Origin of the sequence: Cupriavidus sp. H39 (assembly GCF_050271075.1) — a bacterium.
Classification (GTDB): Bacteria; Pseudomonadota; Gammaproteobacteria; order Burkholderiales; family Burkholderiaceae; genus Cupriavidus; species Cupriavidus necator_B.
Genome location: NZ_CP189847.1, coordinates 103188 through 127551, shown reverse-complemented (window position 1 = coordinate 127551; position 24364 = coordinate 103188). Strand labels below are relative to the sequence as shown.

Here is a 24364-nt window from a genome sequence, read left to right as displayed (position 1 = left end):
TGACGTGCATCGCCTTATGGGAGACATCCAATGGCAGCCCGATCCCTCGCCTCCCTGTCGTTGTCGTTCGGCCTGGTGTCGATCCCCGTCAAGCTCTACACGGCCACCGAGACCAGCTCCGCGGTCCGCTTCAACCTGTTGAGCAAGGAAGGCTCGCGTGTGAAGCAGCAGTACATTTCCGAGCAGACCCAGCAGGTGCTCGAACGAGCCGACATGATCAAGGGCTATGAGTTCGAGAAGGGTCGCTTTGTCACGTTTTCGCCGGACGAGCTCAAGGCGCTGGAAGAAAGCGCCAGCCACATGGTCGATATCGTCGCATTTATTCCCGAGCGCAGCGTCGATCCGCTGTACTACGACAAGGCCTATTTCATCGCGCCTGACAAGCGCGGAGGCAAGCCCTACAGCTTGCTGCGCGAGGCCATGTCCAGAACCGGACGCTGTGCTATTGCCAAATGGGCTGCCAAAGGCAAATCGCATATCGTGCAGATCCGCCCGATCGAGGGCGGGCTGGTGTTCCAGCAACTTTTGTTCGCCGACGAAGTCCGCAATATCGCCGAATTGCATATCGAGGAGGCGGCGGTTTCCGACGCCGAACTGAAGCTTGCGATCCAGCTGATCGAGCAGGCCTCCGAAGAGGAATACGATCCGACCCAGTATCAGGATGAAGAAAAGATCAGAATTCTCGCCGCCATCGACGCGAAAATCGCCGGCAAGCATATCGTCGCGCCCGAACCGGTGGAAGCCGGCGCCGGCGGCCAGGTCATTGACCTGATGGATGCCCTGCGTGCCAGCCTTTCGAAAAAGGCAACGCCGGCGGCAAAAGGCAAAGCCGCTGAGACCCCACCCGCCCGCAAGTCTGCCAAGCGCGGCGCGGCGCCGGCCGAGCCGACGCCGATCCGCCGCACCACGAAGAAATCAGCGTGAACCGCGGCGAAGGCTTGACCACGCGGGAGCTGGAAGCCCGGCTGGGGGTGCCGCGGCGCCTGGTCGCCGGTCTGGTGGCCGCCGGCCTGGTGACACCCATGCGCGGCCGCCACGGCGAATACGTCTTTTCCTTCCAGGACGCCGTGCTGATACGCACTGCAGGTTCGCTGCTTAGGGCGTGCGTTGCCCCGACGCAGATCCTGCGTGCGCTGCGCCACCTCGAACGGCTCAAGCCAAACCGGCATCTGGCGGCCGTCCGCGTTGGGGCATGCGGGGGCAAGGTATCTGCCAGAGACCACCATGGCGCATGGATCGTTGAATCGGGCCAGCGGCTCATGGACTTTGAGGCCAGCGAGGAAGCGGCTGGCCAGATCACCGAGTTCACCCGGCAGCCGCCGCCGTATGCCGAAGCTGACGCAGCCCTGGCACAGGGCAGGGCGCTCGAATCTGTCGATGTCCGGCATGCGGAGGCAGCGTACCGGCGAGCCGTGGCACTTCATCCGGGTATGCTGGAGGGCTATCTGAATCTCGGCTGCCTGCTCGCCGACCAGCAGCGGCTCGGCGAAGCGATTTCACTCTACGAAGCCGCACTGGCGATGCTGCCCAACGAGCCGGAATTGCATTTCAATCTTGGCGTCGCCCTCGAGGATACCGGTGCCACCCAGGCCGCGCTGAGCGCCTACGAGCGTAGTATCGAACTGGCGCCTAGGGACGCCGACGCGCACTACAACGCCGCGCGGCTGCATCAGGAGCTCGGCCACATGCAGAAGGCGATCCGGCACTTCAATCAGTATCGGAAGCTCAACCGCTCCACGTAGATGAACGCGCCGGCGACGAACAAAAAAAATGCCCTCACGAGGAGGGCTGAGTGCATCCGAGAGAGTTTCTGTAGCGGGGACTACGGAGACAATCATAAGGGCCATGCCGCATTGGCTGACGCCCAAAAGCTCGCCAATTTCGACGTCTTTTGACGGGAGGATGGGCTGGAACGAGTAACATCCCAGCCCATCCTCCGTACGACCATGCATTCTATGAACTACGCGCACTCTGCCGCGGACCGATTGGTCGCGACAGCAGCGTCGTAACTGCGCCGGCGACCTGCCAGCCGTCCAACTCCGATTCGAAGATTCCATGCACCAGCCGGTCCAGGCAAATCACCTCAATACCGTCTGCCTCGACGGTACCGAGAATCCTTGCCACGGTGGTGCCACGGGTGCCGCGGCGCTTGATGGTCGCGAGGCCATCGCCGATGGCGATTTTGCAGTCTTCAGTTTTCATGCCGCCTCCTTGAGCAGCTCACGTTGATCCCGGGCCTGGCGGCCGTGAAGCTTGGCGAGATCTTCAACAAAATGATCTAGCAGCGTGTCCATGTGCAGGAACGCCTCGTCTTCCAGTTCCGGCGTCGCCCAGTCCAGGCTTGCCTCCATGGCGTCCCGTTTGTGCGCCACCATTTGGTCCTGGTGGGTGTCGATGCTTCCCGGCAGCTGGAAATACACGACCTTCAACTGCCCCTTCCGGTTCCACCGCAGCGCGCGCCGCATCGCCTGATACTCGATGCGCCACGTCCACGAACGGTCATAGAAGAGGACATAGTCGGCATTGGGCAGGTTGTAGCCGGCCCGGCCCGACGCCTTCGTGCACAGGAGCGCCGTGGCATTACCGGCCACGAACCGCCTGTCCTTCGCGGCCACGCGCTTCGCGATCGGAATGCCACCATGGAACGCCACTGCCTCTACGCCCTTCGCCTTCAGTTGCGCGGCGATGAGATCAATGACGCCCGGGTTCTCGGCAAACAGAATGGCTTGTTTCCCCTCCCCGGCAATTGCCTCGAGCCGCTCGATCACGGCCCGTTGCTTGCTGGTGAGTGGCCCGAACCTTCCGACTCCCTCCACCCCATGCTGCGGGTAATTCGCGGCGAAGTGCACGGCACGAATCCTGGCCAGGATCGCAATGAGATTGTTTGGGCGGCCTTCCTTGCGAACTTCTCGGTACCAGTCGGCAAACTCATCTGCTGTGCGCAGGTAGAGCGACAGGTGGGCAGGGTCCCAGTCTGTCTCCACCACCTCTACAGCCGGTGGGTCAATCTGGATGTACCGTGACACATCCGGCTCGCAGACCAGGCGTCGCTTGACGTGCGGCGCCAACATCTGGCGGTACATGGGCAAGTTGCCGATCTTTGGGACCTCGCGCTTTGCCCCGTCCTGCAGGTTTTCGGCAAACTCCCAGGTCACCCACTCCAACACCACGAAGTCGTTGCGGAAGCGATCGATGCCCCGTTCGGCATGCTGGGCAGTCGCAAGCCAGTTCGCCTCGAGATAACCACGCCGATAGCCATACGGCTGCGCCGCAGTGCCATCACCGCCCGTGAACGCGATCAGTCCGAAGATGTCGCGAGGGTAGTTGGCAATCGGGCTGCCTGTCAGCACATAGCGGCGCCTGGCTGACAATTGCCACAACGCCCTGCTCTGGTCACTGCTCGGGTTAGACAGCCGCTCACCCTCGTCAGCCACCAGCAGCCCGATGCGGCGACGAAGCCGATGCGCATAGGTGATGCGCGACGACGCGTCCCGGCGTACAGGCATGCGCAGGCGTTCATAGGCAATCAGGTTAATGCGCCCCAGCCTTCCCAGGTCTTCGGGGGCCTCGATCACGTGAACGTCTGAGGCGGGCAGGATCTGCGCCAGCTCAGCGCGCATCTCGGGTACCAGCCTGGCTTCCACCACTATCAGGCCATGCCGAACACCGGACAGCAGGATCAGCGCCGCGGCGAGCCGCGACTTGCCGCAGCCTTGCTCTTATGCGGCGACCGCACCGTTGGGCTTCAGCAGTAGCTCAACCAGGTCATCCTGCTGGAATTGCCAATCCAGCCACTTGTCGATGCCCAAGGTCAGCAGGCGTTTGCGCAACTGTGCAGCCTGCCCGGGATAGCGGCGTTCCAGACCTTCATGAACGACCTCCCAGGCCTGCGCAGACCTCGCGACACTGTACAGGCTGGTGATTTCGTCCAACGAAACCACGTAGCGCTTGCCGCATACCTCGTATGCGTATCGGCCATCCGCCTGTCGAGCAAACTGAACGGCCTGGCCAGCCTTGACTACCGGGCTGCCCCACACGGTGGTGTCCACCAAATGCGTCTTGGTCGCGACGGCAGCCAGCTGGTCCACGGCGCCGACACCGATCCGTCCAGACGGCATGCCGCAACGGCAGGGCCTGCCGAAAACTGCGTCGCATCCGCCGCCGGAAATGCTCCAGAAAACCCGGAGCAAACTCGGGCTCGCCGCCGGCGTGCTTCACCAGGCTCACAAGCTTGCCCAAGGTACGGACCGGATCGTCCTGTACCAGGTAGGCCCTCCAAGTCCAGCCGGCCGGTGCCCGCGTAACGAAAGCCGCTCGGCAAGCGCTGCCCTTCCAGCGACACGATGCGGCGCTCCAACACACGGTTAAGGACCATTGCTTCGGTAAATACGCACTCGAACCCAGGACAATTCGCCGTCCATCGTGCGAGATCCGTACCCGTTTCTGCGAAGTCACCGGGCGCGTGACAGCTGGTCCATGATCGCCCAGCAACTGGTGAGCCAGCTCCGGTTCAGCATATCGCCGCTCGTCCCACTGCAGCTCGAGGCGTGGCAGCGGCGCGGCCAAATCCTTGACCGGCTCGCGCAGAATTCCACTCCCCAGGCGATAGCGAGCGAATACGGCGATGGAGGTACGCACTTCTGCGCCTTCCTTGCGGAAGGCGCTCACCGGGAGGTCGAAGATCCCAACCAGGCGGCTCGCTGCGTCACTGTATGGCTCATCGTGCTGCATACACGCGTGGGCGAACTTGTCGACAAACGTGGTTGGCAGCAGGGCAACCACGACCTGCGCGGCGTCCAGTGCCTGCGCCAGCGCATACTCATGACTCAACGCGCTGGTGCTGGGCCCGAAGCGGCCCCAGGACGTGCAGTTGTAGGGCTGGAGGTGGGGCGATTCAAGGTGAATCGAGAATGGCGGGTTGATGAGGGCGATATCGAACCTGCGCGGGTGGATATCCTCCATTCCTGCATGCCGAAGGCTGCCATCGAAGCCGGCGGCCTCGATCGCCTGCTGGACAGCTGCAATCGTGGGCTCGTGCACATCAACGCCGAACAGGCTGTGCCGTGCCGGGTCTGCGAACTGCAGCAGTCGAGCGGAACCGACTGAACTGTCGAGGACGGACACCTTTCTATCCGGACGCCAGTCCGCCACCACACCCCCACATCAGCCGAGCAATGGCATCCGGCGTGAAAAATTGCGAAAGATGGCGCTGACGCGCCGCGTGCAACTCGCCCATGTGGGCGAGCTTTTCGGCCTGCGAGCCGAGGCTGACGATCGCCGGCAAGGGCTGCGGATTCAACCGGTCGATGCAACACACTGGAGACTGCGTGAGCAGTGGAGGTGTTGCAAATGAAGCAAAGGCGGCGTATCTACTACACGGAAATCCAGAAGGCGCTGATGTGGGAGCGTTGGAGGAAGGGCGAATCGCTTCAGCATATTGCGCAACTTTTCGATCGTAACCACTCATCCGTACAACGGATTCTGGCGGAAACCGGCGGTATCCAGCCCGCACAACGACATCGTTCCAGGCTGGCGTTGACGCTGTCTGAGCGCGAGGAGATATCTCGCTCAATCGTTGCTGGCCTTTCAATCCGTTCCATAGCAACCCGCCTCGGACGCGCGCCCTCTACCATTAGTCGGGAGCTCACGCGCAATGGTGGCGGTCAGGGCTATCGGGCGAGCCAGGCCGACCAGCTTGCCTGGGAGCGGGCCCGTCGGCCAAAAGTATGTAAGCTCGTCAGGAACCGCGCGCTGGCACGCGTTGTGTCGGACAAGCTGCAGATGCTGTGGTCTCCCGAGCAGATTGCCGGGTGGCTCAAGCATGCGTACGCGGTCAACAAGGACTACAAGGTGTCACACGAGACGATCTATCGTAGCCTTTACATACAGGCCCGCGGCGCGCTCAAAAAGGAGTTGCTGGAGCACCTTCGGCGCTCACGAGCCATGCGTCGTTCGCGCCATCACACACAAAAGACGGACGACCACGGCAGGATTTGTGACACGGTGTCGATCAGTGAACGACCTGCCACAGCCGAGGACCGTGCAATACCGGGTCATTGGGAAGGTGACCTGCTGTGTGGTAGCGAGGGCAGCCAGATCGTGACGCTTGTCGAGCGCCAGACGCGCTACCTTATGCTGGTGAAGATTGCCAGCAAAGACAGTGAGACAGTTGTCAATGCGCTCATCAAGCATGCGTGCAAATTGCCGCAGGAACTCTACAAATCGCTGACCTGGGATAGGGGATCCGAGATGGCGGAACACAAGCGTTTCACTGTGGCCACGGACATCAAGGTGTACTTCTGCGATCCTCAGCATCCGTGGCAACGCGGCTCGAACGAGAACACCAACGGCCTTCTGAGACAGTACTTCCCCAAAGGTATCGATCTCTCTGTCTACTCGCAAGCCAAGCTCAATGCCGTAGCGCGGCAACTCAATGAACGCCCTCGAAAGACACTAGGTTTCGATACGCCGGCAGAACGATTCCATCAATCCGTTGCGTTGACCGGTTGAATCCGCAGCTCGTACCAGTCGTTCATGATAGGTCTCGAAAATGAAAATGCCCCGCTCTGAAGCGGGGCATGAAGGTGGATATACGACGATAGGCGAGCGCCAATCGATGGCGCCCTTTCTTGCTGTGTCAGGATTGGTCTTCCATGAACACGGCACCGTATTCGCGAATGAAGAGCATCAATTCTTCCGCGATCTGGTGCGAAAACTTGAACTCCCATGCGTCCTTAAAAAAGACGATGTCGAGCCCGGGATAGCTTCGCTTCTCGCGGTAGTTGTACTCGAGGGTATGGACGTTCATGCGCCCGGGGCCGCTGGCCAGGGCCGCATGCCCCGCCTTGGCGGCAAATGCGATAAGACCCTGCAGACAATCCGCGGCATGCTGACAGCTGTAATAGCCCAGCTTGCGTGCGGATCGTCCGTAGCAGCCTTCCGATGTCGCCCGCAAACGAAGCACCACCGCGGAAGCGGTCCGCTTTACCTCTTTTTTCCGGTTCAGCCAGAAGCCCTTGATGACGCGCTGCGCAGCTTGCTGATACGCCAGCTCCTTGCCGCCATCGCCGCCATAGCGAGCGCGAAGCGATGCCCACAGTCCATCGATGTCAGGAACCCGACCAGCATTGAGTGCCTCGCCGATGTCCAGCCCGGCCTGCTGGCGCTCTGTGGCATCGTCGATGTCCAGCCGAGTCCCCGCCGGAGCGAACTCACGTCTGGCACGGTTGATCACGTTGCCGGCAAGCGAGGAGCAAAAGCGCTCCAGTTCCGCATGCGTACGGTAGTCCGACCGGACTTCCACAGCGTGGGAGTGTTCAGGGATACCCGCCAGGCAATCGCGCTCGAAGTTCGCCGCAGAGCGATAGGCAGCGTCGGCCGCTTCCTGCGCCTTGACGAAGCGCTCGATGATCTCGTTGTACATGCGACCTCCCTCAGTGCAGGGAAATTGCAGGACCCGCGGGCAGAGGCGAGAAGCCCATCGCCCACCAAGCCGCGACCGGATAATCGGGGAAGTCCGGAATGGCGCTGCGGCAGAAGCTGGCAGGTACATCCGCCAGTTCAACGGTGCCAGCAACGACCTGCGCTCGCCACTGTGCCTGCAGGCGCAGCCACGTGAGCTCGGCTGGTGCAATCGCATCCCAACACGTGGGGATTCTCGCCTCATCGAAGAGGTCCGCCCCTGCTGCCGTCATGATCGCGACCACCTCGTGGTAGCGGCCAAGCTCATGCGCAAATCCGCGGCGCTCGAATGTGAGCGCGACCGGATCTGGATTGCCAAAGACGCGTTTCAGTTGGCGTATGAAGACTGCGCACTCAAGGCGCGATGGGTTTCGTAGTCGGCGTGGCCGACCTGTGCACACGATTCCTCGGCGGGAACCGGTCCTACTTCTATGCTGATGGTATGGAGTTTGAACATGGCGTTGCCTTAGAAAAGGGAACGCCCCCACCGGGCGTTCCCCGGTGGGTGATAGAGACCCGCTCGTTGCGATCGGGATGGTTGGCTTTATTGGCCGATGGCGATGATTTGGTTCAACTGCTCACATGCGGCAGTAAAGACCTCAGCAGGCGCCTGCTTCCACGGGTGTGCTTTCGCACGCCGAGCGCGCCAGTCGAACGACTTAGGCTGGTGGGCCAGTACATAGCTTACCTTGCCCCTGGGCCCCGCGAAGCTGATTGCAAACGGATTCGTTTCGTTGTACGCCGCCGTAGTCATTGGGAGGCCGATGACAATACCGGTGCGCTCGTTGAACGCCTGAGGGGAGAGGACAAGCAACGGGTGCATATCCTTCATCTCTCTTCCGGCCTGCGGATTGCAGTCGATCCAAATAATGTCACGTCGCTCGGGCACCCATAGCTTGCGCGCCGCCATTACATCGCCTCCGTCCCAATGGGCGATACGGCCATTGCCTCCCCGCTGTGCTTTGCGGGATCGAACAATGCGAGCTTTTCCGCGAGGGTCAAGGTACGCTGACCAACAGGCTTCACAGTGAGCCCGTCGTCATCCAACGCCACCTCAACGGTAAGGCCCTCGGTGAAATGGGCAGCGCGTGCCACATTCGAGGGAATGCGCACGGCGAGGCTATTGCCCCACTTCTGGATCGTCAACGTTGCGGACTTGGACATGGAAACCACCTGGTTAAATGTAGAAACAAGTTTATACATGCTTGAGGCACGTTTCAACACGTCTCTACTATTACGCTCTTGGGCGACCAAGGAAAAGGGATTCATAGGTTTCCTGACAAATCGAGGGAAGCGCCCCACCGGGACGGCTCCCGGTGGGTAGCGTTGGCTGCTGACACGAGAGGTCAGCCGGCGGTGGCAGGCTTCGGATCCAGATTCAGCAGCTTCGCGAGAAGCCAGCTGATCAGAACCAGAAACTCGATTTCAGCAACGATGTGCAATTGCATTGCTGCAAGACGATCGTCACCGGTGGTCACAACGAAGTACAGCGCCGCGAACAGGTTCATAACCGTCGCAAGGACGGCCAGCGTGCTGGTACGGGAGGAGATAAGCATGGAGAGGCTCCGGAAATGGAGCCTTCCCCATTGGGAAAAGCCCCAATGGGTGGAAAAGCAGATGGCCGGTACGCCGGCAAGGTCGATGCGCTGAAAGCGCGGAGAATCGGGCGGATCTTACAGCGAATTGACGCCGGTGGACAATACCCCGGGGCGCGGTCAACCTGCAGCGCGCCGCCGTCGGCTCGCTTCTCGCATGCGGTTGATGACATCCCAGCGGCGCAGATCAACCTCTTCCGGGTTCTCCAGGTTCGAGTGATCCAGTATCGGACCCTCATCGCCAAACGGCGTGTAGTCTTTGGGCAGTTTGCCCTCCTCCTTCAGCCGCGCGGCCTGCAATTTTGACAGCCCGTGGCTGGTTTCGCTGATCGCAACGTAGTCCCAGCGCTGCGGCACCGCGGCTTCGGAGAACCAGTCGTCGCCCTCCCCCGTCGCAACGAGAGCGACGACGTCATAGACACTGCCTGTCGACGAGGGAAGCGCCCTGACCTCGAAGCGAACGACCTCCGGCCGTGGATGCCAGAACACCCGATCCAGATAACGTTTGAACGTAAAGGCGTCCAGGCGCGCAATCTCCCCGTATTGCGGGTCCCCCGGAGGGATGAACTCGCGCTCGCCTGCAGGCCGGGTGCCGAGGGACACTTCGCGAAAGCTGGTGGTGGGGGACGCCATGACGTTTTCCGTGAAAGATGGCCCCAATTCTATAGCTTTCACTGACAACTACTGCCGGCCGGGCCGGGAGAATAGCGTTTTGGTAAACCTCGTCCGTCGGGCGCCTTGACTTCGGTGCGGGGCCGGTATCTTGGTCTGAGACCATCCAATTTCTTGCCGCCCATGCGATTCACCCGACTCGAACGCCACGCCCCAATCGACTTTAACGCCCGCCGCGTGGCCGCCTTCGCGCGCAAGCAGCAGCGCGAGCGCGACCGATATCCGCTGTTCGCGGAACACGTGGCCGCCGAACAGCACTCGGCCGACGAGGAGCTGGCCCGCCGCCAACGGCGCTCCAACAGGCTCGAAACGGCGATGCGCGCACTACACGCCCGCGTCTGGCGCGAGAAGCGCGCTGTCTACTTCTCGCTGACGGCGGAGCAGCGGGCGGATATTCGCACCAAGTGGCTGGCGTGGACCGGCCCCACCACCGCCCTCTACTTCGCCTACATCGTGGACACCGTCAGTGGCGAGGCTGCGCAACGCGCCGCACCCTCCCGCGCACACGCGCTGACCATCAAACGACGGGTCCTTGCGAGCCTGCCGGAACAACTGGAGATGGCATGACTCCTACCGCCGAACAAGAGCGTGTCGTCGAGGCGGTACGCGCCGGTGGTGCCGTCAAGATCAGGGCGTACGCCGGCGCCGGCAAGACTTCCACGTTGCGCATGGCCGCAGAGGCCCGCGGCCGCGCCCGGGGCCTCTATCTCGCATTCAACAAGGACATTGCGACCGAAGCCGCCAGCAAGTTCCCGTCCAACACCCGCTGCCGGACCGTACATTCGATCGCCTACGGTGCCACCCGCCCCGAAATCACCCGCAAGCTCAAGAATCCGGTTGAGCCGCCCCATCAGCTGGCCCTGCGCTACGGCTTGGGCACCGTTCGCCTGCCCACCACCATCGGCAAGGATCTGGAACTGAGCGCCAGCAAGGTCGCCCGGATGGTGATGGACGGCGCGGCGCGCTTCTGCCGCTCCGCGCAGGGCGAGCCGCTCGCCTGGCATATCCCCGTCGAGCCCATCATCCGGGAAGAGGAAGCCGAGCACCTACGCGAATCCCTGCTCCCGCATGTCCATCGGCTGTGGCAGGAATACTGCGATCCCGCGACGCCATCTGCCATCACCCATGACGTGTATGTGAAGCTATGGGAGCGAAGCCGCCCGATAATTGGCGCCGACTTCATCCTGTTCGACGAGGCGCAGGATGCCGACGGCCTGATGCTGTCGGTGCTGCGCGCCCAGCAGGCGCAAGTGGTCTATGTGGGAGACCCCTACCAACAGATCTACGAATGGCGCGGCGCAGTCAATGCGATGGACCACATTCGGGCGCCCGAGCGTTCGCTCACCGAATCGTTTCGGTTTGGGCCGGCGATCGCCCAGCTGGCAAGCCGGGTGCTCAACCTGATGGACGAAGACGTGCCGGTCCGTGGCCAGGATCACATCGAGTCCCGGATTCTGCAGGACTCCACGCCGGGACACGATCGTTTCGACGCCATCCTGTGCCGTAAGAACGCCACAGTGCTGACCCATCTCGCCCAAGGTATTGCCCGCGGCGACAAAGTCGCCGTACGCGCCAATGTCGAGGAACTGAAGGCCTTCGCCGACGGCGCCGAATTGCTGATGCGCGGCCAGCGCATTGGGTACCCCGCCACCCTTGCACTCTTCGAGTCCTGGGAGGAGGTCCAGGAGCACGCCGAATCGTTCGCCGGGCGGGACCTGCAGCCGCTGGTGAAGCTAATCGACAACGAGGGGGTGGACTACCTGCGCCTGATCCTCACTCGGGTGTCGCCCGAAGCCGACGCCGACTACATCGTCAGCACCGTGCACCGGGCCAAGGGCCTGGAGTGGGATCGAGTTCACCTCGCCGGCGACTTCAAGTTCAAGACCAACGATGAAGGCGACTTGAGCATGTCGCCGGAAGAAATGCGGCTGCTGTATGTCGCGATGACCCGGGCCAAGCAACTGCTCGACATCAGCGAGATCCGCCGCGACCTGTACACCATGTTCCGCGACGCCGGAGTTTAGGAGAAGCCCATGATCACCGTGCGTGTTGGCAACAACGAGTTGCCACTTGAAGATGTGTTGGAAAATCCCGGTCGGCATTCCCGCCTGCTTGAACACGCGAAGACCACACAAGGCTTTGCCGAGTGCGGTTGCACCTCCGGACGGCCACGGCCGAAGCTGGTCATCCGGCGCCACCGTGAGATCTTCCTGCTCGCGCGCTGGCCCGAACAGGCTCAACTGCACGGCGATAGGTGCCCCTTCCAATGCCGCAACACCGGCAAAGGTGGTGCCGGCACCGAACTGGACCCATTCCGCTTCCGCAACGGCGCGCTGGATATCCGCCTTGACGCGAGTCTGCGGATCAGCAGCCGCACCCCAGCAAAACCGGTTCAATCCAACCCCGAGGGAGAATCGAAGAAGCCACAGCGGTGCACCGCAGGCCTGCTTGCCTTCCTCGAGTTCGCGTGGGAGCAGGCCGGGCTGAACCTCTGGCCCGGCACGGGCGGACGGGGGTGGAGCGCTTGCTGGTCACAACTCAGCGCCGAGCTGGCGGATTGCCGCATCAATAGCCAGCCCGCCGACAAGACGCTCCATATCCTCGAGCGATGGGAGCCCGCGCGCAAAGCAGAAATCCTGGCGGAACTGGATGCGTGGCTGGCCAGGCTCACGCCATCCGCCGCCGGTAGCCGGCGAGGCCTGCTGATCGCCGAGGTTGCGTCGCACGAGCCGTCGCAGTTCGGAGCAAAGTTCGCTCTCCGGCAAACGCAGCTGCGGTGCTTCATGAGCAGCGCGCTGTACGAGCGCCTGCAGCGCTCTTACGGGCCTGCGTTGGCCGGGGCTGGGCAGCCGAATCTGCGATGTGTCGCCGTGTTCCTGGTCGAAAAGCCGGTTGACAGGAACTACCTCACGATCGTGGACGGCGCCGCGATGCTGACGAATGCGCAATTCCTGCCCTGCGACTCCACCTACGAAGTGGCGATGGCCGATCACCTGGTCACGCTGCGCCGCGCATTCCGAAAGCCGCTGCGCCACCTCGGCAACGCGCCCGTCCACCCGGATTTTGTGCTGACCGATACGGCAGCGGAGGTCATCGTCGAAGTCCTTGGGCTCACCGGCAACCCGGAGTACGACGCCAGAACGGCGTCCAAGCGTGAGCACTACCGAAGCGCCGGCATGTCCGTGGTCGAATGGGAAGCGCCCACCCAGGCGCTGGACTCCGTCCAGCTTCCGCCGGCGGCGAAGCGATCTGGGGCAGCCCATGAAGGGTGACGACGCATCCCTCAACGACGAGCTGTTCCACCAGGCCGTCGAGCTGGTCCACCAGCACCGCGCAGCGTCGACTGCACTCATCCAGCGCCATCTGCGGGTCGGCTGGAGAGCTGCAGAAGCACTACTGCAACGCATGGCCGCCGAGACGATGGCCGTGCGCAAGATGCAGAACGGCCTGTACCTCTACATCCACGGCCCCATTGGCGAGGAACTGGCGCGCCTTACCGCCTTCGCTCAGGAGGTGTTGAGCGCGCTGACCACGGATCGGATCGATGCGGACCAACTGCGCGCGGCCGCTCTACGGCACGGGCTTGCTAAAGAGGCGACAGTCTCCGCGCGTTGTGGCGACAGTTGCGCTTGCGCGACGCTGTTCGAGTTCCCCGTCGTGTGCTTCAGGCCAAGTACTGATGTGGCCGGGCGCTGACGGGCCATCGGCAAGGCGAGCCGGCTTCCCTTTCCTTGACTTGCCTCTGCGCGCGCTACGCTGGATCGCATCCAGTTCAAGCAACCCAACCGCGCCTTCCCCTCCATGAAGGCATTGCGAGGCGAGGAGATTCGATAATGCCCCTCTTCAACATAGAACTCGTTTACCGCGCCGTCATCCAAGCCGACGACGCCGAGGCAGCGCTGTCGGCCGCCAGGCGCGAGCGCCGGGACATCGAGAGCGACTGCGCCGAGCCGCGCTACGACCTGGCGGGCCAAGTGCGCGCACCTGCCGACCTCAAGGATGGTTGGACCGAGTCCGATACCCCATACGGTGGCGACGGAGCGACTTCCATCGGCCAGCTGTTGCTCGCCGCAGAGTGGCAGCCAGACCGCGACACCCGTACGATCGACATGTTCGAAGGCATGCCGGCATGAGCGATTACACCCGCATCGAGTGGGCAGACCACACATGGAATCCGTGGGAAGGCTGCCAGAAGGTCGGCCCGGGCTGCGACCACTGCTATGCCGAGGCCCGCAACGCCAGGTTTGCCGGAGGCATCGCCATCAATTGGGGCGCTGGCGCGCCGCGCCGGCGCACGTCGGCAGCCAACTGGCGCAAGCCGCTGTTATGGGATGCCCGACACGTGGCGTTTGCCGCCGTCCATGGCCGCCGGCAACGCGTCTTCTGTGCGAGCCTGGCGGACATGTTCGACAACACGGTGCCGCTGGAATGGTTCATTGATGCGCTGGAAGTCTGGCGCCGAACCCCGAACCTCGACAAGCTGGTCCTGTCCAAGCGTATCGGTAACGCTACACGTCGGCTCGAGGCAGCACTGGAGCACCTCCTGGCAAGCCGCGACCGCGACAGCAGCTCGACGGCGCAGTGGCTGGCCAGCTGGCTGGAAGGTAACGCTCCCGCCGATATCTGGCTCGGCGCCACCGTGGTCAATCAGTGCGAGGCCGACCGTGACATCCCGAAGCTGATGCGGGTCCCGGCCAGCATGCGGTTCCTATCGATGGAGCCGCTGCTGGGCCACGTCGATGTCTTCTCCGTCGCCAGCGCGCCAACCATGATCGACTGGGTCATTGCAGGCGGCGAGAGCGGACCTGGCGCACGCCCGATGCATCCGGACTGGCCCCGCTCTCTGCGGGACCAGTGCGCCGCAGCTGGCGTCCCGTTCTTATTCAAGCAGCATGGCGAATGGGCCCCCGGGTCGGGGGATTTTGGGGCAGGTCGTTACGAGACTGCGGCGGTGGCGCGCGACGGCCGCGTGGTGCATGGTGGATTTGACGCTGCCGGCTATCCTGCCGGCGCCTCCAGGGCTGATGGTTGGTCCATGATCCACCGAGCGGGAAAGCGCCATGCCGGCCGTCTGCTCGATGGCGTTCAGCACGACGAATTTCCGATCAGTAGGGCGGATATCGCACAAGCCTGTCGACAAGCCCTCAGCAAGGAGACCGCCTGAGCTGGCGGCTGGAAAAATCAGTGCACTCAACCAAGGAAGCAATGCAGCATTTTGACAACGACCCATCCGAGTATCCCGAGCCCGAGACCGTTCTCGCGATCCGCGGCGCGATCGCCACCGGCAGGATGGGGGGACCTATGGGCGAGCCGGGTCACTGGCTCAACGAGTTCTGGCAAATCGGCCGGGCCCTTCGCGAGCACAGCGAAATGCTCCAGGGCTTCCAGGGCACGGCTCGCCGCGGCTTGCTCAGCACCTCAACACGGTACCTGGCCATCAACGAGCCGATGTTCGAACAGCCCGACGACCAATCATGACGGCCGGCCGTCGGCGCAGGTCATAATTCCGGCTTTCTCCATCCCGGATCCCGCCATGCCAACCGGCCTGCTGAACTGCGCCCACTGCGATGGCGCCCCCCTATTCATCGCCGGCCGTCTCCAGGCCGTCGTCGTTTGCGAGGAGTGCGGCGTCTCGACGCCGCCGGTCCGCCTCGAATCCACCGACAGCGATAAGGCCTTCGCACAACTGCAGGCCATCTGGAACACGCGGATGGAACACCGCCCAGCCGATGAGCAGACGATCTCCATGCTTGCCCGGCGGGAACTGAGCGCCTCCGATATTCCCTATTTCCTGAACCTGCTCGCCTCCACCACGGGTGACTGGTCGTCGAACGGCCCGAAATTCGCGGCCATGGCCGCGGCGCTGGCACGGCCAGGCGTTGACTTCAGGTACGTCTCTCCGCCCGAAACGGTGCTCGAGGATGCGGGACGGTACCGCAAGCTGGTGCGCCGCTCCAAGGTCATCTATATAGATGGCGCTCCCATGGTCAGATTCGACCACGTCCCGGCCATGGCCGCTGCGATCGCCGAGGAAGCCAAGGAAGACGCTCCATGGCCATTCCCGATCCTCGAGGAGTTTGTCGCGCGCGCCGTGGACAGTCTGCCGGATAGCGCCCAGCCTTGACTTCCCGCCGTCCGCGGCAAGCTGGAAGCTCTACCTGCTCGAGAACATTCCATGCTGCGCACCATAGCCGCTTCCACCCTTGCTTTCGTCCTGTGCTTCTCAGCCGGCGAAGCGAGCGCCAGGGATTCATCGCAATCCGCATGCCTCCAGGTCTTCGCCGATGGCCGGCCACCTGCCGTCGGCAGGCATGCCGATAACCGTCTTCTCTGCTTTCGTGCCTATGCGGTTATGCATTCCGCGCGAACGCGCACGGCTGTCTGGTCGGCCGAGCATTTGACACGCGCGGCGGTCGACGCAGCCCGTGACCTGCCGCGCGACAGCGACTTCTACGAGGAACCGAGGCTTGCGCGCAACGAGCGGGCCAGCCTGAACGACTACGGGCGCGGCGCCGGGTTCGACCGGGGGCACCTGGCGCCCAGCGGCGATTTTGGCGACAAGGCATCCCAGGCGGAGAGCTTCAGCCTGGCGAACGTCATCCCACAGCACCCGTTCTCCAACCGGCGCACATGGAGCCACCTCGAGACATCGACCCGGCGCCTGGTGCGCAAGGTCGGCACCGCCTACGTCGTCACCGGCCCTGCGTTTATCCGGGACGCCGGCACGCTGCGAGGCCGCATCCAGATCCCGGACTTCGTGTGGAAGGCCATCTACGTGCCCGGGAGGGGCGCCGCGGCCTACATCGCGCGCAATGACGCGACCCCGGCATACAGCGTCGTGAGCATCGCGGAGCTGGCTCACTTCGTCGGCGTGGACCCGTTTCCGTCGCTGCCGGCGCCCATGCGCATGACAGCGTTGGATTTGCCGCCGCCTACGCCGCACCCGGGCGAGCGTGTAGCCAGGAAGGTCTCATTCGCGTGGCTGGCCGGCGCCGAGTCTGCCACAGCTGTGCCGGCGGTAGATCCGCTGCACAAGCTTGCTCGCACGGCGAGCACCATGCTGGCGCTCGCGGCGGCTTACGCACGATAGCCTCTCCACGCCCGCACGCGAAGCATCGGTTCGCTGGGCTGGCATGCGAGGCACAATCAGGAATTCAACGCCTCCTTGAATTTCTGGCCCGCCTTGAACTTCACGGTCTTGGCAGCCCCGACTTTGATTTCCTCACCTGTACGCGGATTGCGCGCGATGCGCTCGCCACGCTCGCCCTTGCTGAAAGAGCCGAAGCCAACAAGGCTCAGCGTATCGCCCGGGGCCACTGCCTCCATGATCGAGTTCAGTGTCACGTTCAGGGCCTGCTCGGCTTTGGTCTTCGTGAGGCCTTCCACGCCCGCCGCGATAGCGTCGATCAGTTCAGATTTCGTCATGCGCTTCTCCTAAGGATGCGTTACGTAGGATTGAAGGGGCAACTTACCATTTTGCGACATGTAGTTTCCCGGCAAGAGTGTCGCAAATGCAGCAAGCTTTTGGGAAAACTGAGTTGAGCTCCTCTCAACCAAGGCTGGCAAGTAGCCGATAGAGCTTCGCACGCGAGATCCCGAGACGCCGTGCTGCCATCGCCTTGTTGCCATCTGCCGCGACAATCGCGGCTTTGATCTCGTCCAGCGTCGGGTCCTTCTGGCCCAGGTTCAACTGTGTCGAGTAGGTTGAGAGGTAGGCATTCGCCTTTGTCGCCCGACTATGGCCTGCTGCCTCAACGACCTTTTGCATCGCTTCCCTGTGTGCCGCCACATCGACTACCCGGCCGCCGCCCTTCACAGCGGCCGCCTGGCCACTTTCTCGCTCGTACATCTGTTGCAGGAACTGGTGGCGCAGGCCATGTGCCGTCACACCAGCACCGCTCTTGGTGACGCCATGCTTCTCCAGAACGGTATAGAAGCGCCTGCGCCAGCGGTTCTGCGTGAACGAAGCTGGGATCAGCGTGCCCCGCTCCGGGTTGGTCGCATGAGCCAGCGTTGCGGCCTGGCCCAGCACTTCATACTGCCAACCAAACTCGATGGGAACACGCCGCGGTCTACCGCCCTTTGTGCCGTCATGAACGTGCAGGTTCCCTGAGGGCAGTACATCGTGAGCCGGGCGCAAGCGCCAGCTTTCCTTCGCGCGGAGCCCGAAGGCGGCTTCCAGCTTGAGTTGCAAAGCGACATGCGCATCGGTCCGCGCGATATCCGCGATCAGTGCCGCCGCGTCGATTCCCTTCCCCTCCCACGACCGGTCTTCTCGTGCCACGTAGCCGCGCACGTAACCGTCGGGCCTGACGATGTAATCGTCGATCCTGCCGACCATGCCAGCCTTACCCATCCAGGATGCGAAGGCCCGCAGATGAGTCAAGCGCAGTTCCACGGTCCCCACGTTCAGCTTCCGCGCCTCGACCCAATGCCGCACCAGCCAGGCGATGTGCTTCTGCCTGATGCTGTAGGGCGATGTGACGGCCATCCCGCCAACCCGTCGCAATTCCACAAACATGGCCAGGAGAGCCTGAATCCGCTGGCGCTGCGACATCTGCGACAGGAACCGTCCGCTCACGCGCGTACCGCTGTGCGGAAAATGGAGGTTGTCCGCGGCAAGAACGGCGAACTCGTCCTTGAACCGCTCCGGTAGCTCGTATTGGTTAACGACAGCGCGGAGGTTGATAGTCTTTCTCATTCTGAGCCCTAAGGCGCCACACAGTGCACGGCGCGGTTTCCCGGGCAATCACCGACCCCGATTCGGACATGCCCCTCGAGTGCGCCGGGATACCACCCCCGGCTTTCCGGCCCACCCTGGCCGGTCCTACCCCCCACCTTCCTGTCCTTTAGCGATGCCAAACCGATCAGCCCTGAGCATGGAAGCAATGCGTCGTGACTGTCCGCTGCACGAAGCGCGCCGGCTTTCGCCCACACGCCGCTGCGCGGCCACCCTATCCGGATGCATCTCGCGATGCAGAGGCCATGCCGCGCCAGGATTGCGTCCTGATGCTGGCGGGCCCGCCGTGATGGGTGATTACCTGATGCGCTGTTCTGGTTCCGGTAGCGCCCTCCGGTTCGAAATTGCTCAGAAGCCTGCTGTCCACCTTCTTTCGGTGCGCACATGGCTCCCCGCCCCAAAGCCGGATCATCCCCGCCGCAGTGTGTCGGGCTTCGTGATCCGCACCCAGCCAAGCGGCTGAAAGGGCGTCGTGCATTCGCGTCGATTCCACAGAGCACCTGTCCGATGTCCGGCTTCGGAATTGTCCGCACTACGGTCTATTTTGACGAACAGACCGCCAATCGGCTTGGTATCGCGGTGTCCGGTGTCCTCACTATCCGACACGGTCCACTTGATTTGATTGAAAAAAATGCCGGGAAAATTTCCGGCTTGGACAACAGGTGTCCGCAAGCCCTCGCTAAGGAGGTTTTGGGACTTTCATTGCCGCGCAAATGGCGGCGAGGTCGATGCGTCGGGGACGCGGTAGGTGCTCGAAGCATAAACCAGCGACCTGCAGCGTTGCAATGTTTGAGGGTGCAAATTCGGGAGATTTTGGCGACTTGACTTTGATTTGGCGAAGGTAGAGTCAGCTATGTCGATGTGCCACGACGTCCGACTCAGTTGACGCGAGACCGAGTAAGTCCCACCAAGTGCCAGATGATTCCAGCGCCTTGCAGCGAGTCATTGGCACATGGCGCGCCCAAGATCGACTGTCTCCCAGAATCAGGCACCAAGTGCCACTTACTGGGACATGGGACTAAGCAGCACATCGTAGCCACCCATCACCCATTTCCTCTAGGAGAAGAGCAATGAAGATCTCGACCGTCGCTATCGACGTTGGCTATGGCAACACGAAGTCCGCCTTTCCCCTCGGTTCGGAGATCGCAACCAATATGTTTCCCTCGCTGGCTCCGGTTGCGGCCACCTCCTCTCTCACTGCGCACGCCGGCGGCATGTTCCGGGCGCGCAATGTCGTCAACGTCGAGATCGACGGCGCGCGGTACGAGGTCGGCCCCGATGTTTCGCTAAGCGCCGCGCACGTCAATACCGGTCGCTCGCTGTCCGAAGACTATGTGACGACGCCCAACTATGCCGCACTGCTCGCCGGCTCGCTGCATTACGCCAACGCCTCCGAAGTGGACCGCCTTGTCCTCGGCCTGCCGGTGCATAACACGCACAAGTACGCTGCGTTCCTCAAGGACCGCTTCACCGGCACCCACAATTTTGGTTGGGGGAATGTTCAGATCAACAGCGTGCTGCCGCTACCGCAGCCCCTGGGCACGTTGATCACCTACATCCAGCAAAGCGGCAACAAGTACGATCCGGACAACGCCTACCTGGTCATCGATGTCGGCTACTTTACGACCGACTGGGTGGTGGCCCGCGGCTACACCATGGACGACACCCGCAGCGGGGGTGCGCCTGGCGGTGCGGCCCGCATCTACCAGCAGGTGGCCAGCCTGATTTCTGCCGACCGTGGGCAGCCCACGGACAGCATCGAACGCATCGACAAGGCCATCCGGGACGCAAAGCCGATGGTGTTCTATGGCCAGGATCTCGACGTGTCGCCCTATCTCGCGGAGGCGATGGCCGTCACCCATCAGCCGGTCAAGGAAATCCAGGCGCGCGTCGGCCGCACCGAGGATATTCGGGCCATCATCCTGACTGGTGGTGGTGCCCAGCTCTACGCACCGACAATCCGCGCTGCATTCCCGCTGAATGTCATCCACATCATGGACGCCCCTTGCTTCGCCAACGTCCGCGGCTTCTTCTCCATCGGTTCCGCCAAGCAAGTTGCCAAGGCGGCCTGAGGACAGCGGCCATGGACAAGCTACAGATGACCGTGACACTGTCCGCCGACTCGGCTCCAGATCTGCTTGCATACCTGCGGCAGTACACGGGAGCGAGGGAGCGGTCGTTCATGCTCAGGCTGCTCGCGCAACGAGGGCTGCAGCAGGTTCTCAGCGCTGGCCCGGATGCGCTGCTGCGTCCGCTATCGCCAGCCCCCGCGTCTACCGGTACTCCGGCCGCGCCGCCGGGCGGCTGGAGACCGGATCAACCTGACCGTGTGCCGGCGGCTCGGATACAGACGCCCCCGGAAAGGCCTATTGGGTTGGGAGCCCCTGTGGGAACGCCACCTGCTGAACCGCCGCCGGCGCCCGCGTCACTGGCACCTGCGGTGGGATCGGTGGCCACGCCCGTAGCGATCCCCACAACGGGTAGCCCGGACCCCCTTGCGGGTCTCGATCTTGGCGCCCTCAATGAGGCTATGGCACGATTCGAGTAATCGATATCCCCATTGAGCAAGCTTGACAAGCGCCCTTCCGATGGCAAGCTTGTCTCGTCGGCAACAACAACGAGGAACCGAACAATGTTCGAATACCTTTCCACCAATCACGATATCAACCGCTTCGTCTTCACGGTCCTCATCGGCTGGTGCGTGTGGGAAGCCCTTCTGGTGGTCTACAAGGGCGTCAAGACCCGCAAGCGACGTTGACTCGCTGATCCACGCGGACAAAAAAAAAAGCCCAGCAATCGTGAACTGCACCCCAAAAGTTGGACACCAACTTTTGGGGTGTTTTCATGTATAGGTACACCGAGCAGTTCAGGCTGTCGGTCATCAAGGAATATCTGGACGGGCAGGTAGGCGCCAGTACGCTTGCCAAGCGCCATGGAATAGACGACGGCACGGTGCGACGCTGGGTGGCAGCCTATCGGCTGCACGGCAAAGCCAGCCTCAAGCGCAGGTACAAGACCTACAGCGCCGAGTTCAAGCTCTCGGTGCTCGAGCGGATGCGCCGCCAAGGCTTGTCGCATCGGGAAGTGGCGGCGCTGTTCGACATTCGCAATATCGGCGCCATTGGCGTGTGGGAACGCCAGTATGATGCTGGGGGTTTAGAAGCTCTGACGCCTCGGCCTAAGGGACGGCGGCCCAGCAAGATGCCACAACGGACTCCCAAGACAAAGCCATCGCGGTCTTCAGACGACCGTACGCGCACACGCGAGGAACTCCTTGAAGAGTTGAACTACCTGCGCATGGAGAACGCGTACCTAAAAAAGCTCGACGCCTTGGTTCAAGCGAGCAAGACCTCTGCGCAACCCAAAAGGCGCAAATAGTGCTTGAGCTGAGGCAGCAGTTTCCATTGTCCGGTTTGCTGAGGGTGGCGGAGCTGGCGCGCAGCACCTTCTACTACCAGCAGGCGGTGCTCCAGGCCCAGGACAAGTATGCGGAGCTGAAAACGCGCATTCGCGAACTCTTCGCCCGACACATGGGTCGTTATGGCTACCGCCGCATCACAGCGGCGATCCGGCAAACCGGCACGGTCGTCAACCACAAGACGGTTCAGCGGCTCATGCGCGAGATGGGATTGAAGTCGTTGGTCCGGCCAAAGAAATACCGATCCTACAAGGGCATGGTGGGGCGTGTCGCGCCCAACGTTCTGCAACGGCGATTCCACGCCGAACGCGCGAATCGGAAGTGGGTAACCGACGTGACCGAATTCAACGTGGCCGGCGAGAAGCTCTACCTTTCCCCGGTGCTGGACCTGTACAACGGCGAGATCATCGCCTACGAGACTGCCCGCAGGCCCGCCTTTGAGATGGTGAGGAATATGCTGAAGAAGGCGTTCCGCCGCCTCGGCCCGAAGGATCGACCCATACTGCATTCCGATCAGGGCTGGCAGTACCAGATGCCGGCCTATCAGCAAATGCTCAAAAAGCGCAGCGTCCGTCCCAGCATGTCGCGCAAGGGCAATTGTCTGGACAACGCCGCCATGGAAAGCTTCTTCGGCACCCTGAAGTCCGAATTCTTCTACCTGAACAAATTCGCCAGCGTCGAGCAACTACAGCAAGGCCTGGCCCAATACATTCACTACTACAATCACGACCGCATCAAACTCAAACTAAAAGGGCTGAGTCCCGTGAAGTACAGGACTCAGCCCTCTCAAGCCTAGCCAATCACTGTCCAACTTTTTGGGGTCAGTTCATCGCTGGGCTTCTTGTTAAGGGTTGGCGCGCTCAATGCAGCGTCGGCGCAAGGCAGTAGTCGAGGGCGGAATCGAAAGACAGCAGCCGATCGAGGAACGTCATGCTTCCCGACGGCTCACGGCGATACACATCAAAGAACTGCGCTTCCGACTGGCCGGCTTTGACGTCAGTCGCGGCCGAGCTGCGCATCGCGTGGATATGCAGCTTGTTGACGATGGCGGTGAATCCCTTCTGTGGCATTGTCAATCTCCTGAGAGAGCCTGCCACGGGGTGCTCCCCCTGTGGGAAGGACCCACAGGGCAGAGGTTGAGTACGGCGCCACGAGAGGTGGCGGTTAAGTCAGGCTGCGATCGCCTGGCGAGACATGCGGCGCAGCTGGTATTCGGTACGCCATTGATCGCAGAAGTCAGTGCCCCGGACTTTGGGGCGATGCATCACGGTGCGCAGCCCGGCAGCGCGCAAGCGCTTGTCCAGCTTCAATGCGTCGGCCATGCCGGGCGATTTTCCAGTCGTTGGGTCAATCTGGTCGAAATCCGCGAAGATGTGGACCGTGTGAATGCCCAAGCCTGGGGGTACCTCGAACTGGCTAAGCAGCACGCGATTCAGACAATTCCAGGTCGGCACGCCAAAGAGCATGTAGGCGGCATACGCATTCTCCAGACCTTCGGCCACACCCACTTCGCCGGCGCGCGGCGACATTAGCCGCACCGCACCACCGGAAACCGGCAGGGCTGACACATCGTTGCGCTTGGAAGGCAGGATTTCTCCATCCTCCGCGACAATCAATGCCTTGGCAGGTGCCGAAGGATCCAACGAGGTACGATGCACCGTTGCCATGCGCCCATCCGGCAGCGTGAACTTCGCAAGTATTGTTGGATAGCGACCGATGATCTGACCGTCATGCCAGTAATCCTGCACCGCAAGACGCAGCGCGCTTGGCTTTGGCGCCCGCAGCCCTGGCACGCGGGCAGCGAGATACCGCATGGCATGATCGCCAGGCGACAGCTCCGTTGCCGCGTTCCACTTCCTGGCGATGCGGCGCAGCTTTGCTGCCGCGTCATTGATCTTGTGATGAGGCGCTGGACTTCGTACTGCTCCAGCGTCGATCGGAAGGACAGGCCCTCCGTTCAGTTCAAGCAGCAGCTGTCGATACGAAAGGCCGGTGAAGCAGCGTACGAGCTCCAGGCCGTCGCCTGCTTTCGGACTTCCTGCATTGCACTTGCGGCACACCCAGTCGCCGCGGCCGCGCTTGTTGTCATACGTAAAACGGTCGTGGCCACCACAGAGGGGGCAAGGACCAGGGCGGCCCTGCCAGAAGCTGTCCGTCAGGACTTCCGCGGGCAGATACCGCTTGAGCAGACCTTCCCATTGAGCGGGCGTCCAGCTTCCAACAATGTCACTCAGATGTTTCATGGGATGGCTCCGGTATGGGAGGATGGGTCGATGCCTGAGACAGGCGTGAAGACGCTTGCTCAAAGGACATCCCGGCGTTGGCCAGAAGGTCTTTTCAGCGTGGCGAGGGGAGAATGCCGGCGGGATTGCCGCGGAAGGAGAACTGCGACCGCCGAAGCGATCGCAGTTGTGAAGGCAGAGTTCAGCTGACTGATACAGGTATCCGGCGTTGCTCCCATGTTTCGGTCGCCCTCCA

30 protein-coding genes are annotated in these 24364 nt (G+C 62.3%); 16 read left to right on the top strand and 14 right to left on the bottom strand.

Features of this window, described 5'->3' with window-relative positions; all coding sequences use genetic code 11:
- The first annotated feature begins 30 nt into the window (after nucleotides 1-30).
- Nucleotides 31-924: a Ku protein gene (locus tag ACOCMH_RS12915; protein WP_427308598.1), complete on the top strand. Its 894-nt coding sequence runs from the start codon at nucleotides 31-33 to the stop codon at nucleotides 922-924.
- Entirely contained in the window at nucleotides 921-1742 is an 822-nt protein-coding gene (locus tag ACOCMH_RS12910; protein WP_427308596.1) for a tetratricopeptide repeat protein, read from the top strand. The genes ACOCMH_RS12915 and ACOCMH_RS12910 overlap by 4 nt, the downstream gene beginning before the upstream one ends.
- A gap of 211 nt (nucleotides 1743-1953) precedes the next feature.
- On the opposite strand, the gene ACOCMH_RS12905 is transcribed toward ACOCMH_RS12910, so the two are convergent.
- The 3 genes from ACOCMH_RS12905 to ACOCMH_RS12895 all read right to left on the bottom strand — a co-directional run bounded on the left by ACOCMH_RS12905 (nucleotide 1954) and on the right by ACOCMH_RS12895 (nucleotide 4088).
- Nucleotides 1954-2202 carry a hypothetical protein gene (locus ACOCMH_RS12905; RefSeq protein ID WP_427308594.1) on the bottom strand — a complete coding sequence of 83 codons (249 nt, stop codon included), beginning with the start codon at nucleotides 2200-2202 and terminating at the stop codon, nucleotides 1954-1956.
- Nucleotides 2199-3620, bottom strand: a complete 1422-nt coding sequence (locus ACOCMH_RS12900) for a helicase-related protein (RefSeq protein WP_427308592.1) — start codon at nucleotides 3618-3620, stop codon at nucleotides 2199-2201. The genes ACOCMH_RS12905 and ACOCMH_RS12900 overlap by 4 nt, the downstream gene beginning before the upstream one ends.
- 99 nt (nucleotides 3621-3719) lie before the next feature.
- Complete coding sequence (locus tag ACOCMH_RS12895; RefSeq protein WP_427308590.1) at nucleotides 3720-4088, bottom strand: hypothetical protein; 369 nt, start codon at nucleotides 4086-4088, stop codon at nucleotides 3720-3722.
- A 388-nt stretch (nucleotides 4089-4476) separates the two neighbouring features.
- Between ACOCMH_RS12895 and ACOCMH_RS12890 the strand changes: the two genes are divergently transcribed.
- Nucleotides 4477-5106 (top strand): hypothetical protein, encoded by a 630-nt coding sequence (locus ACOCMH_RS12890; RefSeq protein ID WP_427308589.1) that lies wholly within the window; start codon nucleotides 4477-4479, stop codon nucleotides 5104-5106.
- A 22-nt stretch (nucleotides 5107-5128) separates the two neighbouring features.
- Here the strand turns inward: ACOCMH_RS12890 and ACOCMH_RS12885 are convergent, their stop codons facing one another.
- On the bottom strand, nucleotides 5129-5299 hold the full coding sequence (locus tag ACOCMH_RS12885) for a hypothetical protein (protein WP_427308587.1): 171 nt from the start codon (nucleotides 5297-5299) through the stop codon (nucleotides 5129-5131).
- A gap of 50 nt (nucleotides 5300-5349) precedes the next feature.
- On the opposite strand from ACOCMH_RS12885, the gene ACOCMH_RS12880 reads away from it, so the two are divergent.
- A complete protein-coding gene (locus tag ACOCMH_RS12880) occupies nucleotides 5350-6510 on the top strand; it encodes an IS30 family transposase (protein WP_427309210.1) in 1161 nt (386 codons plus the stop codon).
- 127 nt (nucleotides 6511-6637) lie between these two features.
- On the opposite strand, the gene ACOCMH_RS12875 is transcribed toward ACOCMH_RS12880, so the two are convergent.
- The 6 genes from ACOCMH_RS12875 to ACOCMH_RS12850 form a co-directional block, all read right to left on the bottom strand.
- Entirely contained in the window at nucleotides 6638-7423 is a 786-nt protein-coding gene (locus ACOCMH_RS12875; protein ID WP_427308586.1) for a hypothetical protein, read from the bottom strand.
- Between the two features lie 10 nt (nucleotides 7424-7433).
- Nucleotides 7434-7694, bottom strand: coding sequence for a hypothetical protein (locus tag ACOCMH_RS12870; RefSeq protein ID WP_427308584.1), 261 nt, complete (start codon nucleotides 7692-7694; stop codon nucleotides 7434-7436).
- Nucleotides 7695-8005: 311 nt separating this feature from the next.
- Nucleotides 8006-8371 carry a type II toxin-antitoxin system PemK/MazF family toxin gene (locus ACOCMH_RS12865; RefSeq protein WP_427308582.1) on the bottom strand — a complete coding sequence of 122 codons (366 nt, stop codon included), beginning with the start codon at nucleotides 8369-8371 and terminating at the stop codon, nucleotides 8006-8008.
- Nucleotides 8371-8730: an AbrB/MazE/SpoVT family DNA-binding domain-containing protein gene (locus tag ACOCMH_RS12860; protein ID WP_427308580.1), complete on the bottom strand. Its 360-nt coding sequence runs from the start codon at nucleotides 8728-8730 to the stop codon at nucleotides 8371-8373. The genes ACOCMH_RS12865 and ACOCMH_RS12860 overlap by 1 nt, the downstream gene beginning before the upstream one ends.
- Before the next feature lie 77 nt (nucleotides 8731-8807).
- The gene (locus ACOCMH_RS12855; RefSeq protein ID WP_427308579.1) at nucleotides 8808-9017 is read right to left on the bottom strand and encodes a hypothetical protein; all 210 of its coding nucleotides are present in this window, start codon (nucleotides 9015-9017) and stop codon (nucleotides 8808-8810) included.
- A gap of 159 nt (nucleotides 9018-9176) precedes the next feature.
- The gene (locus ACOCMH_RS12850) at nucleotides 9177-9689 is read right to left on the bottom strand and encodes a hypothetical protein (RefSeq protein ID WP_427308577.1); all 513 of its coding nucleotides are present in this window, start codon (nucleotides 9687-9689) and stop codon (nucleotides 9177-9179) included.
- A gap of 162 nt (nucleotides 9690-9851) precedes the next feature.
- Between ACOCMH_RS12850 and ACOCMH_RS12845 the strand changes: the two genes are divergently transcribed.
- The 9 genes from ACOCMH_RS12845 (at nucleotide 9852) to ACOCMH_RS12805 (ending at nucleotide 16818) form a co-directional block, all read left to right on the top strand.
- The gene (locus ACOCMH_RS12845) at nucleotides 9852-10295 is read left to right on the top strand and encodes a hypothetical protein (protein ID WP_427308576.1); all 444 of its coding nucleotides are present in this window, start codon (nucleotides 9852-9854) and stop codon (nucleotides 10293-10295) included.
- A complete protein-coding gene (locus ACOCMH_RS12840; RefSeq protein ID WP_427308574.1) occupies nucleotides 10292-11752 on the top strand; it encodes a 3'-5' exonuclease in 1461 nt (486 codons plus the stop codon). The genes ACOCMH_RS12845 and ACOCMH_RS12840 overlap by 4 nt, the downstream gene beginning before the upstream one ends.
- Nucleotides 11753-11761: 9 nt before the next feature.
- The gene (locus ACOCMH_RS12835; RefSeq protein ID WP_427308572.1) at nucleotides 11762-13000 is read left to right on the top strand and encodes a DUF1173 family protein; all 1239 of its coding nucleotides are present in this window, start codon (nucleotides 11762-11764) and stop codon (nucleotides 12998-13000) included.
- A complete protein-coding gene (locus ACOCMH_RS12830) occupies nucleotides 12990-13424 on the top strand; it encodes a DNA translocase FtsK (protein WP_427308571.1) in 435 nt (144 codons plus the stop codon). The genes ACOCMH_RS12835 and ACOCMH_RS12830 overlap by 11 nt, the downstream gene beginning before the upstream one ends.
- 137 nt (nucleotides 13425-13561) lie before the next feature.
- On the top strand, nucleotides 13562-13861 hold the full coding sequence (locus ACOCMH_RS12825; protein ID WP_427308569.1) for a hypothetical protein: 300 nt from the start codon (nucleotides 13562-13564) through the stop codon (nucleotides 13859-13861).
- A complete protein-coding gene (locus ACOCMH_RS12820) occupies nucleotides 13858-14892 on the top strand; it encodes a phage Gp37/Gp68 family protein (protein WP_427308567.1) in 1035 nt (344 codons plus the stop codon). Before ACOCMH_RS12825 ends, ACOCMH_RS12820 begins: the two co-directional genes overlap by 4 nt.
- A gap of 41 nt (nucleotides 14893-14933) precedes the next feature.
- Entirely contained in the window at nucleotides 14934-15206 is a 273-nt protein-coding gene (locus tag ACOCMH_RS12815; protein ID WP_115683957.1) for a hypothetical protein, read from the top strand.
- Between the two features lie 55 nt (nucleotides 15207-15261).
- A complete protein-coding gene (locus ACOCMH_RS12810) occupies nucleotides 15262-15852 on the top strand; it encodes a hypothetical protein (protein ID WP_427308565.1) in 591 nt (196 codons plus the stop codon).
- Nucleotides 15853-15903: 51 nt separating this feature from the next.
- Entirely contained in the window at nucleotides 15904-16818 is a 915-nt protein-coding gene (locus tag ACOCMH_RS12805) for a DNA/RNA non-specific endonuclease (RefSeq protein WP_427308564.1), read from the top strand.
- Between the two features lie 56 nt (nucleotides 16819-16874).
- On the opposite strand, the gene ACOCMH_RS12800 is transcribed toward ACOCMH_RS12805, so the two are convergent.
- A complete protein-coding gene (locus ACOCMH_RS12800; RefSeq protein WP_427308562.1) occupies nucleotides 16875-17153 on the bottom strand; it encodes an HU family DNA-binding protein in 279 nt (92 codons plus the stop codon).
- 124 nt (nucleotides 17154-17277) lie between these two features.
- Nucleotides 17278-18429, bottom strand: coding sequence for an integrase domain-containing protein (locus ACOCMH_RS12795; RefSeq protein ID WP_427308561.1), 1152 nt, complete (start codon nucleotides 18427-18429; stop codon nucleotides 17278-17280).
- 1109 nt (nucleotides 18430-19538) lie between these two features.
- Here ACOCMH_RS12795 and ACOCMH_RS12790 point away from each other — a divergent pair.
- The 3 genes from ACOCMH_RS12790 (at nucleotide 19539) to ACOCMH_RS12780 (ending at nucleotide 22682) form a co-directional block, all read left to right on the top strand.
- On the top strand, nucleotides 19539-20540 hold the full coding sequence (locus tag ACOCMH_RS12790) for a PRTRC system protein D (RefSeq protein ID WP_115666855.1): 1002 nt from the start codon (nucleotides 19539-19541) through the stop codon (nucleotides 20538-20540).
- Between the two features lie 560 nt (nucleotides 20541-21100).
- Nucleotides 21101-21226 carry a hypothetical protein gene (locus ACOCMH_RS12785; RefSeq protein WP_260154515.1) on the top strand — a complete coding sequence of 42 codons (126 nt, stop codon included), beginning with the start codon at nucleotides 21101-21103 and terminating at the stop codon, nucleotides 21224-21226.
- 86 nt (nucleotides 21227-21312) lie between these two features.
- Nucleotides 21313-22682, top strand: a protein-coding gene (locus ACOCMH_RS12780) for an IS3 family transposase (protein WP_427308559.1) whose coding sequence is annotated in 2 segments (ribosomal slippage) — nucleotides 21313-21796 and nucleotides 21796-22682 — 1371 coding nt in all. Because the reading frame shifts where the segments join, the coding sequence is not laid out codon by codon here.
- A 64-nt stretch (nucleotides 22683-22746) separates the two neighbouring features.
- On the opposite strand, the gene ACOCMH_RS12775 is transcribed toward ACOCMH_RS12780, so the two are convergent.
- Nucleotides 22747-22956: a hypothetical protein gene (locus ACOCMH_RS12775; RefSeq protein WP_427308557.1), complete on the bottom strand. Its 210-nt coding sequence runs from the start codon at nucleotides 22954-22956 to the stop codon at nucleotides 22747-22749.
- Between the two features lie 99 nt (nucleotides 22957-23055).
- Nucleotides 23056-24129 carry a primase-helicase zinc-binding domain-containing protein gene (locus tag ACOCMH_RS12770; protein ID WP_427308555.1) on the bottom strand — a complete coding sequence of 358 codons (1074 nt, stop codon included), beginning with the start codon at nucleotides 24127-24129 and terminating at the stop codon, nucleotides 23056-23058.
- Between the last annotated feature and the right edge of the window lie 235 nt (nucleotides 24130-24364).

Excerpts from the sequence above, each read along its gene's own strand:
- ACOCMH_RS12915 (WP_427308598.1), top strand. The coding sequence starts at position 31 with ATGGCAGCCCGATCCCTCGCCTCCCTGTCGTTGTCGTTCGGCCTGGTG.
- ACOCMH_RS12905 (WP_427308594.1), bottom strand. The coding sequence starts at position 2,202 with ATGAAAACTGAAGACTGCAAAATCGCCATCGGCGATGGCCTCGCGACC.
- ACOCMH_RS12900 (WP_427308592.1), bottom strand. The coding sequence starts at position 3,620 with ATGCGCGCTGAGCTGGCGCAGATCCTGCCCGCCTCAGACGTTCACGTG.
- ACOCMH_RS12890 (WP_427308589.1), top strand. The coding sequence starts at position 4,477 with ATGATCGCCCAGCAACTGGTGAGCCAGCTCCGGTTCAGCATATCGCCG.
- ACOCMH_RS12880 (WP_427309210.1), top strand. The coding sequence starts at position 5,350 with ATGAAGCAAAGGCGGCGTATCTACTACACGGAAATCCAGAAGGCGCTG.
- ACOCMH_RS12875 (WP_427308586.1), bottom strand. The coding sequence starts at position 7,423 with ATGTACAACGAGATCATCGAGCGCTTCGTCAAGGCGCAGGAAGCGGCC.
- ACOCMH_RS12870 (WP_427308584.1), bottom strand. The coding sequence starts at position 7,694 with ATGACGGCAGCAGGGGCGGACCTCTTCGATGAGGCGAGAATCCCCACG.
- ACOCMH_RS12865 (WP_427308582.1), bottom strand. The coding sequence starts at position 8,371 with ATGGCGGCGCGCAAGCTATGGGTGCCCGAGCGACGTGACATTATTTGG.
- ACOCMH_RS12860 (WP_427308580.1), bottom strand. The coding sequence starts at position 8,730 with ATGAATCCCTTTTCCTTGGTCGCCCAAGAGCGTAATAGTAGAGACGTG.
- ACOCMH_RS12855 (WP_427308579.1), bottom strand. The coding sequence starts at position 9,017 with ATGCTTATCTCCTCCCGTACCAGCACGCTGGCCGTCCTTGCGACGGTT.
- ACOCMH_RS12850 (WP_427308577.1), bottom strand. The coding sequence starts at position 9,689 with ATGGCGTCCCCCACCACCAGCTTTCGCGAAGTGTCCCTCGGCACCCGG.
- ACOCMH_RS12845 (WP_427308576.1), top strand. The coding sequence starts at position 9,852 with ATGCGATTCACCCGACTCGAACGCCACGCCCCAATCGACTTTAACGCC.
- ACOCMH_RS12840 (WP_427308574.1), top strand. The coding sequence starts at position 10,292 with ATGACTCCTACCGCCGAACAAGAGCGTGTCGTCGAGGCGGTACGCGCC.
- ACOCMH_RS12835 (WP_427308572.1), top strand. The coding sequence starts at position 11,762 with ATGATCACCGTGCGTGTTGGCAACAACGAGTTGCCACTTGAAGATGTG.
- ACOCMH_RS12830 (WP_427308571.1), top strand. The coding sequence starts at position 12,990 with ATGAAGGGTGACGACGCATCCCTCAACGACGAGCTGTTCCACCAGGCC.
- ACOCMH_RS12825 (WP_427308569.1), top strand. The coding sequence starts at position 13,562 with ATGCCCCTCTTCAACATAGAACTCGTTTACCGCGCCGTCATCCAAGCC.
- ACOCMH_RS12820 (WP_427308567.1), top strand. The coding sequence starts at position 13,858 with ATGAGCGATTACACCCGCATCGAGTGGGCAGACCACACATGGAATCCG.
- ACOCMH_RS12815 (WP_115683957.1), top strand. The coding sequence starts at position 14,934 with ATGCAGCATTTTGACAACGACCCATCCGAGTATCCCGAGCCCGAGACC.
- ACOCMH_RS12810 (WP_427308565.1), top strand. The coding sequence starts at position 15,262 with ATGCCAACCGGCCTGCTGAACTGCGCCCACTGCGATGGCGCCCCCCTA.
- ACOCMH_RS12805 (WP_427308564.1), top strand. The coding sequence starts at position 15,904 with ATGCTGCGCACCATAGCCGCTTCCACCCTTGCTTTCGTCCTGTGCTTC.
- ACOCMH_RS12800 (WP_427308562.1), bottom strand. The coding sequence starts at position 17,153 with ATGACGAAATCTGAACTGATCGACGCTATCGCGGCGGGCGTGGAAGGC.
- ACOCMH_RS12795 (WP_427308561.1), bottom strand. The coding sequence starts at position 18,429 with ATGAGAAAGACTATCAACCTCCGCGCTGTCGTTAACCAATACGAGCTA.
- ACOCMH_RS12790 (WP_115666855.1), top strand. The coding sequence starts at position 19,539 with ATGAAGATCTCGACCGTCGCTATCGACGTTGGCTATGGCAACACGAAG.
- ACOCMH_RS12785 (WP_260154515.1), top strand. The coding sequence starts at position 21,101 with ATGTTCGAATACCTTTCCACCAATCACGATATCAACCGCTTCGTCTTC.
- ACOCMH_RS12775 (WP_427308557.1), bottom strand. The coding sequence starts at position 22,956 with ATGCCACAGAAGGGATTCACCGCCATCGTCAACAAGCTGCATATCCAC.
- ACOCMH_RS12770 (WP_427308555.1), bottom strand. The coding sequence starts at position 24,129 with ATGAAACATCTGAGTGACATTGTTGGAAGCTGGACGCCCGCTCAATGG.